Origin of the sequence: Micromonospora sp. M51 (genome assembly GCF_018070305.1) — a bacterium.
Classification (GTDB): domain Bacteria; phylum Actinomycetota; class Actinomycetes; order Mycobacteriales; family Micromonosporaceae; genus Micromonospora; species Micromonospora parva.
Genome location: NZ_JAGPXZ010000160.1, coordinates 1 through 9,796 on the forward strand (window position 1 = coordinate 1; position 9,796 = coordinate 9,796).

Sequence of the window (9,796 nt, forward strand, 5' to 3'; positions counted from 1 at the left end):
GCCGAGGTGGTCACCGAGGGCAACCGCAACATCGTCATCTCCCTGCCCGGTGAGAACCGCAACCTCGACGACGTTGGCGAAGCCGCCGAGCTGCGCTTCCGCAAGGTGCTCAAGGCCGCCTCCGGCAGCGGGGTGGCCGAGGCGCCGCCCGCCGCCACGCCGACCCCGTCCGGCAGCGCCGCCCCGACCGGCAGCGCGACCCCGTCCGGCGCCGCGACCCCGACCCCCACGGGCAGCGCCTCGCCGAAGGTGACCTCGTCGCCCAGCGGTGGTCAGGGCGGGATGGCCCCGGCGTCGCCCAGTGCCACGCCGACTCCCTCCGCGTCCGCCTCGGCCTCGCCGAGCGCCGCCGCGCCCACCGCCAGTTCGGAGCCGGTGCCGGCCAGCGTGGAGGAGCAGCGCAAGCTCGTCGAGCAGAAGGTCGGTGCCGCCGCGTGGCAGGCCGCGAACGGGCTGCAGGCCCCGGCCGACCTGACCGCCGACCCGTCGCTGGCCGAGAAGCTCAAGCCGTTCGGCACGCTGTCTCCGCAGGAAATCGCGGTGCTGCCGGCGCAGATGCAGTTCAACGTGCCGACGATCGGCTGCGCGCAGCTCGACCAGCGCCCCCCGGCGTCGATCTCCGACCCGAAGCAGCAGGTGGTCTCCTGCGAGGACGGCGCTTCGAAGTACCTGCTCGACCAGGCCAAGGTGCTGGGCACCGACGTCTCCGACGCCGATGCGGTGCTCGACCAGACCAACGCCTGGGTGGTCAGCCTGGACTTCACCGGCGACGGTCAGGGCAAGTGGACCTCGCTGACCCGTGAGGCGTTCAACAACGAGGGCCAGGCCTGTGACGCGACCGCGCTGGGCCAGGACGGCAAGTGCCGGGTCGCCGTGGTGCTGGACAACGAGATCGTGTCCTCCCCGGAGATCCAGGGTGTGCTCACCGGCAACTCGCAGATCACCGGCCAGTTCACCCAGAAGGACGCCAGCACCCTCGCCGGCCAGCTCCGCTACGGCGCGCTGCCGGTGACCTTCGAGCAGCAGGAGGCGCAGAACGTCACCGCCACCCTGGGCGCCAGCCACCTGCGCGCTGGTCTGCTCGCGGCCGGCATCGGCATGCTGCTGGTCATCATCTACGCGTTCTTCTACTACCGGCTGCTCGGCTCGGTCATCTTCCTGAGCCTGATCCTCTCCGCGCTGCTGGTCTTCGGCGCGCTGGTGGTGCTCGGTCGGCAGATCGGCTTCACGCTCACCCTCGCCGGCATCGCCGGCATGATCGTCTCGCTCGGTGTGGCGGCGGACTCGTTCGTCATCTACTTCGAACGATTGAAGGACGAGATCCGGGAGGGGCGCAGCCCGCGGAGCGCGGTGCCGCGTGCCTGGATCCGGGCCCGTCGCACGATCATCTCGGCCAACGCGATCACCCTGCTCTCGGCGGTGGTGCTCTACGTGGTCTCGGTCGGCACGGTCAAGGGCTTCGCGTTCGCGCTCGGCCTGGCCACCGTTCTGGACCTGGTGGTGGTGTTCCTCTTCCGTCACCCGATCATGACGATGTTCGCCCGGACCCGGGCGTTCCTGTCCCCGCGGGTCAGCGGTCTGGGCCGGGCGCTTCCGGCCCGCAACCAGCCGACTCAGCCCCGCAACCCGCGCGCCAAGGAGGCCTGAGATGGCTGAAAACGGTCTGGCGAGCCGCCTCTACAACGGCGAGGCCGGTCTCAACATCGTCGGCCGGCGCAAGCTCTGGTTCGGCGTCGCCGGGGTTCTGATCCTGATCGCGATCCTCAGCTTCTCGATCCGCGGGTTCAGCCTGGGCATCGAGTTCGCGGGCGGCAACTCGTTCCAGGTGCCGGCCAGCGTCGGCACCCTGGACGACGCCGAGCGGGAGGTCAACTCGGCCCTGGCCGCCGAGAACACCGGTGTCACGGTGGCGACCACGCAGAAGGTCGGCGGCCCGGGCGGCGACTCGTACGAGCTGCGCACGCCGCAGCTCACCGCCGAGCAGGCCACCGCGGTCAAGGCCCAGATCGCCGAGGACCTCGGCATCAACGCCGACCAGATCAGCAGCAACCAGGTCAGTGAGGCGTGGGGCAGCCAGGTCACCGAGCGGGCCGTGCTCGGTCTGGTCATCTTCATCGCGCTGGTGATGGTCTACCTGATCCTGCGCTTCGAGTGGCGGATGGCCGTGGCCGCGGTCGCCTCGCTGATCACGAACCTGATCCTCACCGCCGGCATCTACTCGCTGGTCGGTTTCGAGGTCACCCCGTCGACGATCATCGGTTTCCTCACCATCCTGGGCTTCGCGCTCTACGACGTGGTGGTGGTCTTCGACAAGGTCCAGGAGAACACCCGGGGCATCACCGCCAACAACAACCAGACGTACGGCGAGGCGTCCAACCTGGCTATCAACCAGAGCCTGATGCGGTCGTTGAACACCTCCGTCGTCGCTCTGCTGCCGGTCGGCGGTCTGCTCTTCATCGGTGCCGGCCTGCTCGGTGCCGGCACGTTGAAGGACCTCGGTCTGGTGCTGTTCGTCGGTATGGCGGTGGCGTTCCTGACCTCCATCCTGGTGGCCACCCCGCTGCTGGCGCTGCTGAAGAACTACGACCCGCGGATCCAGGCGCACAACAAGCGCGTCCTGAGCCGGCGGGGCGCTGTCGCCCGCGGCGAGGTCCCCGGTAAGGGCGCCGCGAGCCCGGCCGCCCAGGCCGTCGCGTCCGACGAGCCGGTCGACCAGGACGCCGCCGCGCTGGCCGGTGCCGCCCCCAAGGTGGGCGCTCGGCCGGCGGGCAAGCGCCCGACCGGTGCCCGGGGCGGTCGCCCGGGTGGCGGCGGCAACCGGCCGGGTGGCGCCAAGCGGCGCTGACCCGACAGGAAACACCCGAACGGCGTCCGGCATGCTGTTGCCGGACGCCGTTCGTCGTCGAAGGAGAGCGAAACAGCCGTGACGGAGACCCACAGCACCGCAGCGCGCGGGGACAGTGGCCCGGAGGCCGCCCGACTGGTCGCCAGCCGGGTGCTGGACGTGCCCGACTTTCCCAAGCCGGGCGTCTTGTTCAAGGACCTGATGCCACTGTTCGCCGACGGCAAGGTCTTCCGTGAGGTGATCGACGGGATCGTCTCGTATCACGGGCGGGAAGCCTTCGACGTGGTGGTCGGCATCGAGGCGCGTGGGTTCGTGGTCGCGGCGGCCATCGCGTACGCGACGGGGGTGGGCGTGGTGCCGGTACGCAAGGCCGGCAAGCTGCCCCGCCCCGCGCACTCGGTCTCCTACGCGCTGGAGTACGGCGAGGCGACGTTGGAAGTGCACGAGGACGCCTTCACCGCCGGGCACCGGGTGTTGGTTGTCGACGACGTGCTGGCCACCGGTGGCACCGCCGAGGCGACGCTGGACCTGGTCGAGCGGGCCGGTGGGACCGTCGCCGGCTTCACCGTGCTGCTGGAGCTCGGTTTCCTGGGTGGACGTGAGCGACTGGCGCCGCGTCCCGTCCACGCCCTGTTGACTGTTTGAGCCGGTCGGTACCCGGCTGACCGTTTGATCCCGGACCTGTCGGATGGACCCGGCGCCGACCGTCCGGCGGAGCGGCAGGGGACCGTCCGTGCGGGTAGCATTGCCCTTTGCTGACGCCGGCGGTACCCCGTCCGGCGAGCGAGACCAGGTCGGCCGATCTTCGGCCGGCGTGTTTCCGGCGAGCGGTGAGGAGGCCGGTGTCCCACGATGTCGTCCCTCCGGCGGAGGGCACGGTGCACCCGACAGGCGACGCTGACGGCTCGGTGACTGACCGGACAGGCGACGCGCCGGCCCGGGTGACGGGCACCGGCAACGGCTCCGGCAGGGCTTCCGGCGAGAGCCCGGTGCGTCCGACCAGCGGCCCGCCGAGCGCCGAGGCGTCTCCCGGCGCCGACGGTGTCGTGGTGCCGTTCCCGAGCGACGCCGGCATCGACCCGTCGCCCAGCGGTGGCTTCGGGCTGTCCAACGCGCCCACCGGCCGGCGGGTCCGGGCCCGGCTGGCCCGGTTCAACGCGCCCTGGCAGACCTCTCAGGTCAGCGAGGTGCTGGAGCCGCTCATCGCGAGCCACCGGGACAACCACCCCAAGGCGGACGCCCGGCTGCTCCAGCGCGCCTTCGACACGGCCGCCCGGTGGCACTCCGGGCAGTACCGCAAGTCCGGTGACCCGTACATCACCCACCCCCTCGCCGTGGCGACGATCCTCGGCAACCTGGGGATGGACACCACCACCCTGGTCGCCGCGCTGCTGCACGACACCATCGAGGACACCGAGTACACCCTCGACCAGATGCGCGCCGACTTCGGCGGCGAGGTCGCCCTGCTGGTCGACGGCGTCACCAAGCTCGACAAGGTCAAGCTGGGCGACGCGGCCAAGGCCGAGACGATCCGCAAGATGGTCGTGGCGATGGCCAAGGACCCGCGGGTGCTGGTGATCAAGCTGGCCGACCGGCTGCACAACATGCGTACCCTGACCTTCCTGCCCCGCCCCAAGCAGGAGCAGAAGGCCAAGGAGACGCTGGAGATCCTCGCGCCGCTGGCGCACCGGCTCGGTATGAACACGATCAAGTGGGAGCTGGAGGATCTGTCCTTCGGCACGCTCTTCCCGAAGCGCTACGAGGAGATCAACCGGCTGATCGGGGAGCACCAGCCGCAGCGCGAGGCGTTGCTGCGGCAGGTGACGCAGAAGGTGCAGACCGACCTGAAGGCCGCCAAGATCAAGGCGGAGACGACAGGTCGGCCGAAGCACCTCTACTCGATCTACCAGAAGATGATCGTGCGGGGTCGCGACTTCAACGACATCTACGACCTGGTCGGTGTGCGCATCCTGGTCGACACGGTTCGCGACTGCTACGCGGCGCTGGGGGTCATCCACGCCAACTGGCAGCCGGTGCCGGGCCGGTTCAAGGACTACATCGCGATGCCCAAGTTCAACATGTACCAGTCGTTGCACACGACTGTCATCGGGCCCACCGGCAAGCCGGTGGAGATGCAGATCCGCACGTACGCGATGCACCGCACCGCCGAGTTCGGCATCGCCGCGCACTGGAAGTACAAGGAGCACAAGGGCACCCAGATTGTCGGCCCGCCGGCGCACATCGACGAGATGACCTGGCTGCGGCAGCTGCTGGACTGGCAGCGGGAGGCGGCCGACCCGAGCGAGTTCCTGGACGCGCTGCGCTTCGACCTGTCCAGCCAGGAGGTGTACGTCTTCACCCCCAAGGGTGACGTCATCCCGCTGCCGACCGGTTCGACGCCGGTGGACTTCGCGTACGCGGTGCACACCGAGGTGGGGCACAAGTGCATCGGGGCGCGGGTCAACGGCAAGCTGGTGCCGCTGGAGTCGACGCTGTCCAACGGCGATGTGATCGAGATCTTCACGTCGAAGTCCGAGACGGCCGGCCCCACGCAGGACTGGCTGGGCTTCGTCAAGAGCCCGCGCGCCCGGACGAAGATCCGGCAGTACTTCAACAAGGAGCGGCGCGAGGAGGCGATCGAGGCCGGCAAGGACGCGATCGTCAAGGCGATGCGCAAGCAGGGCATGCCGTTGCAGCGGATGCTCACCTCCGACGCGCTCATGTCGATCGCCCGCGACCTGCACCTGGCCGACGTGGCCTCGCTGTACGCGGCGGTCGGCGACAGCCAGGTCTCCGCGCAGTCGGTGGTGCAGAAGCTGATGGCCGCGTACGGCGGCGAGGAGGGTGCGGCGGAGGACATCGCCGAGACCGCCGTCGCCACCCGGCCGCCGCGCAGCCGGCAGAGCAGCAGTGACCCGGGCGTGGTGGTCCGGGGCGTCAGCGACGTCTGGATCAAGCTGGCCCGGTGCTGCACCCCCGTGCCTCCGGACTCGGTGTTCGGCTTCGTCACCCGCTCCGGCGGGGTGAGCGTGCACCGCGACGACTGCGCCAACGCCGAGGACCTGCGCGCGCAGAGCGAGCGGGTGGTCGAGGTGAGTTGGAAGCTCACCTCCGCCTCGACGTTCCTGGTCGCCATCCAGGTCGAGGCGTTGGACCGGCACAAGCTGCTGGCCGACGTCACCCGGGTGCTCTCCGACGAGCGGGTCAACATCCTCTCCGCCACCGTCACCACCACCCGTGACCGGGTGGCGGTGAGCCGCTTCAGCTTCGAGATGGCCGACCCGAAGCACCTGGGCCACCTGCTGGCCACGGTCCGCAAGGTCGACGGCGTCTTCGACGCCTACCGGGTCACCTCGGGCGCCTGACGCCGTACCCCGAACACGACAGCGCCCGCCGGCTCAGCCGGCGGGCGCTGTGTCGTCTGCGCGGGTGTCAGCCCTGCGGGTTGCTCATCGCGAGGTCCTTGATGATGACCTCCTTCTTCGGGTGGCCGCCGCCGGCCTGCTGGGCGAACGCCCCGTCGTCGCCGGCCTTGGCCACGTCCTTGACCAGGTCCAGGCCGCCGGTGATGGTGCCCAGCACCGTGTACGCCGGGTCCAGCGGAGAGTCGCCGTAGACGATGAAGAACTGGCTGCCGGTCCCTGCTGGAAGCCACCAGTGCTCCCCTTTCCTCTACCTGGTCGTCGCCGGCGGCCGGTCGCCCCGGCCCGTCCGGGCGTCACGTGTGCCGCGCCACACGCCCGCCAGAGTGTACGGCTAGTGACTGGGAATGTGGTGTACGAGGTCCGCCCCGTCCCGAGCAGCGCTTATCGGAGATCGTCACTGTGCCCTACGGGGTGCCGGGGACGGACGCGGCAAACCGGCTGGGCGCGCCCGATAGGCTGCGGGGCAGGACGACAGCTGCTCGACGGAAAGGACAGCGCCAGTGCTCGTGGCCGGCTTTCCCGCGGACGCCTTCGGCACCAACTGCTACGTGGTTGCCACCGCGCCGGGGGAGCAGTGCGTGGTGGTCGACCCCGGCATCGGGGTGCTCGGCCGCCTCGACGCGCTGCTCGCCGAGCACCGCCTGCATCCGGCCGCCGTGCTGCTCACCCACGGCCACCTCGACCACACCTTCTCGGTAGCGCCGGTCTGCGGTGCGCGCGGCATCACCGCCTACGTGCACCCGGGCGACCGGGAGATGCTGGCCGACCCGGCCAAGGGCCTCTCGGCCGACCTGACGTCGCTCTTCGGTGGCCGGTTGAGCTACACCGAGCCGGAGGACGTGGCGGAGCTGACCGACGGCGCCACCCTCACCCTCGCCGGCCTGGAGATCGCCGTCGACCATGCCCCGGGCCATACCGGCGGGTCGGTGCTGTTCCGGCTGCCGGGCGCCGGGTCGGGCTGGGAGGCCGACGAGCTGTGCCTCTCCGGTGACGTCCTCTTCGCCGGGTCGATCGGCCGCACCGACCTGCCGGGCGGGAGCATGCCGGCCATGCTCAGCAGCCTGCGCGACAAGATCCTCCCGCTGGCCGACGACACCGTCGTGCTGCCCGGCCATGGCCCCAGCACCACCATCGGCCGCGAGCGCGCCAGCAACCCGTACCTCATCGAGGTGGCTGGCACGTCGCCGGCCGCTCCCACCCGGGGCCTCTAGATCTTCGTCCGCGCCACGCGCGGACCCACGACACCACCGCGCCACCGGCGCGGAACCGCAAGGAGTACGCCGATGAGCAAGCCCACGCCCATCTCCGGCTTCCCGGAGTGGACCCCCGGTCAGCGGATGATCGAGCAGTTCGTGCTCGACAAGATCCGGGCCACCTTCGAGCTGTACGGTTTCGCGCCGCTGGAGACCCGCGCCGTGGAGCCGCTGGACCAGCTGTTGCGCAAGGGCGAGACCTCGAAGGAGGTCTACGTGATCCGGCGGTTGCACGCCGACGCTGAGGGCCCGGCCGGTGACGACCAGCTCGGCCTGCACTTCGACCTGACAGTGCCGTTCGCCCGGTACGTGCTGGAGAACGCCGGCAAGCTTGCGTTCCCGTTCCGCCGCTACCAGATCCAGAAGGTGTGGCGGGGTGAGCGGCCGCAGGAGGGTCGCTACCGGGAGTTCGTCCAGGCCGACATCGACATCGTCGACCGGGACACCCTGGCCCCGCACCACGAGGCGGAGATGCCACTGGTCATCGGCGACGCGCTGCGGTCGTTGCCGATCCCGCCGGTGACCATCCAGGTCAACAACCGCAAGATCAGTGAGGGTTTCTACCGGGGTGTCGGGCTGACCGACCCGGAGGCCGCGCTGCGCGCCGTCGACAAGCTCGACAAGATCGGCCCGGCGAAGGTGGCCGACCTGCTCGCCCAGACCGCCGGGGCGAGCGAGGCGCAGGCCAAGGCGTGCCTGGCGCTGGCCGAGATCTCCGCCCCGGACGCGTCGTTCGCCGACGCCGTGCGGGCGCTCGGGGTGAGTGACCCGCTGCTCGACGAGGGCATCGAGGAACTGATCCGGGTGGTGGAGACCGCCGCCGCGCACTCGCCCGGGCTCTGCGTGGCGGACCTGCGCATCGCCCGTGGCCTGGACTACTACACCGGCACCGTCTACGAGACCCAGCTGCGCGGCTACGAGCGCTTCGGCTCGATCTGCTCCGGCGGCCGGTATGACAACCTGGCCAGCGCCGGTGCTGTCTCGTACCCGGGGGTGGGGATCTCGATCGGTGTGACCCGGCTGCTCGGGCTGCTCTTCGGCGCGGGGGCGCTGTCGGTCTCCCGGGAGGTGCCGACCGCCGTGCTCGTCGCGGTGACCAACGAGGAGCAGCGGCCGGCCAGCAACCGGGTGGCGGAGGCGTTGCGGCGGCGCGGGGTGCCGACCGAGGTGTCACCGAGCGCGGCGAAGTTCGGCAAGCAGATCCGTTACGCCGAGCGGCGGGGGATTCCGTACGTCTGGTTCCCGGGCGTCGACGGAGCGCCGGACGAGGTGAAGGACATCCGCTCAGGTGAGCAGGTCACCGCCGCTGCGCAGGAGTGGATGCCCCCTCTGGAGGACCTCAAGCCGACGGTTGGGTGAGTCTCTCCACTGGCGCTGACGGCCGCGGGGACCTACGGTAGCGTAAGTTACGCCACCGTAGGGAGTTTCTCGTGACCGTCAGCACCACATTGAGTCAGACCGCGCTGCTCGTCGAGTTGGAGCCGGTGGTCGCGCGCAACCTCGACCGCCACCTCTCGCTCGCCAAGGAGTGGTTCCCGCACGAGTACGTGCCGTGGAGCGAGGGGCGGACCTTCGACGGGCCGCTCGGCGGCGAGGCGTGGTCGCCGACCGACTCCACCATCCCGGACGTGGCCCGCACCGCGCTGATCGTGAACCTGCTGACCGAGGACAACCTGCCCTCGTACCACCACGAGATCGCCACCCTGTTCGGCCGGGACGGCGCGTGGGGCACCTGGGTGCACCGGTGGACCGCCGAGGAGGGGCGGCACGGCGTCGCGATCCGCGACTACCTGACCGTCACCCGGGCGGTCGACCCGGTGGCGTTGGAGCGGGCCCGGATGACGCACATGTCGGAGGGCTACACCAACGCCCACGGCGACGAGGTGCTGCACTCGCTGGCGTACGTCTCGTTCCAGGAGTTGGCCACCCGCATCTCGCACCGCAACACCGGCAAGGCCACCGGCGACCCGGCCTGCGAGGCGCTGCTGGCGCGGGTGGCGGCCGACGAGAACCTGCACATGGTCTTCTACCGCAACCTGCTCGCCGCCGCGTTCGAGCTGGCCCCGAGTCAGGCCATGCGGGCCGTCGCCGACGTGGTGGCCGACTTCCAGATGCCGGGCAGTGGCATCGACGGCTTCGCCCGCAAGTCGGTGGCGATCGCCCTGGCCGGCATCTACGACCTGCGCCAGCACCGCGACGAGGTGCTGCAGCCGGTCCTGCGCCAGTGGGACGTCTTCAACGTGACCGGCCTCAACGCCGACGGCGAGGCCGCC

The 9,796-nt window shown here is 70.5% G+C and carries 7 protein-coding genes and 1 pseudogene; 7 read left to right on the plus strand and 1 reads right to left on the minus strand.

The genetic code is table 11. The annotated features are described in order from the left end of the window. From secD to KBX53_RS11560, 4 genes are all read left to right on the plus strand, one after another. Window positions 1–1,647: protein translocase subunit SecD (gene secD / locus KBX53_RS11545; RefSeq protein WP_210859086.1), on the plus strand; the 1,647-nt coding region annotated here is incomplete at its 5' end. Between the two features lies 1 nt (window position 1,648). Then, window positions 1,649–2,845, plus strand: coding sequence for a protein translocase subunit SecF (gene secF, locus KBX53_RS11550; protein ID WP_030336967.1), 1,197 nt, complete (start codon window positions 1,649–1,651; stop codon window positions 2,843–2,845). A 78-nt stretch (window positions 2,846–2,923) separates the two neighbouring features. Beyond that, window positions 2,924–3,490, plus strand: coding sequence for an adenine phosphoribosyltransferase (locus KBX53_RS11555; protein WP_030336968.1), 567 nt, complete (start codon window positions 2,924–2,926; stop codon window positions 3,488–3,490). A 197-nt stretch (window positions 3,491–3,687) separates the two neighbouring features. Then, window positions 3,688–6,210 carry a bifunctional (p)ppGpp synthetase/guanosine-3',5'-bis(diphosphate) 3'-pyrophosphohydrolase gene (locus KBX53_RS11560; protein ID WP_030336970.1) on the plus strand — a complete coding sequence of 841 codons (2,523 nt, stop codon included), beginning with the start codon at window positions 3,688–3,690 and terminating at the stop codon, window positions 6,208–6,210. Window positions 6,211–6,277: 67 nt separating this feature from the next. Here KBX53_RS11560 and KBX53_RS11565 read toward each other — a convergent pair. Then, window positions 6,278–6,484 (minus strand): annotated as a pseudogene (locus KBX53_RS11565) (peptidylprolyl isomerase); the annotation flags it as partial. A 286-nt stretch (window positions 6,485–6,770) separates the two neighbouring features. Between KBX53_RS11565 and KBX53_RS11570 the strand changes: the two are divergent. The 3 genes from KBX53_RS11570 to KBX53_RS11580 form a co-directional block, all read left to right on the plus strand. Continuing rightward, window positions 6,771–7,481, plus strand: a complete 711-nt coding sequence (locus KBX53_RS11570) for an MBL fold metallo-hydrolase (protein WP_030336975.1) — start codon at window positions 6,771–6,773, stop codon at window positions 7,479–7,481. A gap of 72 nt (window positions 7,482–7,553) precedes the next feature. After that, entirely contained in the window at window positions 7,554–8,882 is a 1,329-nt protein-coding gene (gene hisS / locus KBX53_RS11575; protein WP_210859088.1) for a histidine--tRNA ligase, read from the plus strand. Between the two features lie 71 nt (window positions 8,883–8,953). After that, window positions 8,954–9,796: acyl-ACP desaturase (locus KBX53_RS11580; RefSeq protein WP_210859090.1), on the plus strand; the 843-nt coding region annotated here is incomplete at its 3' end.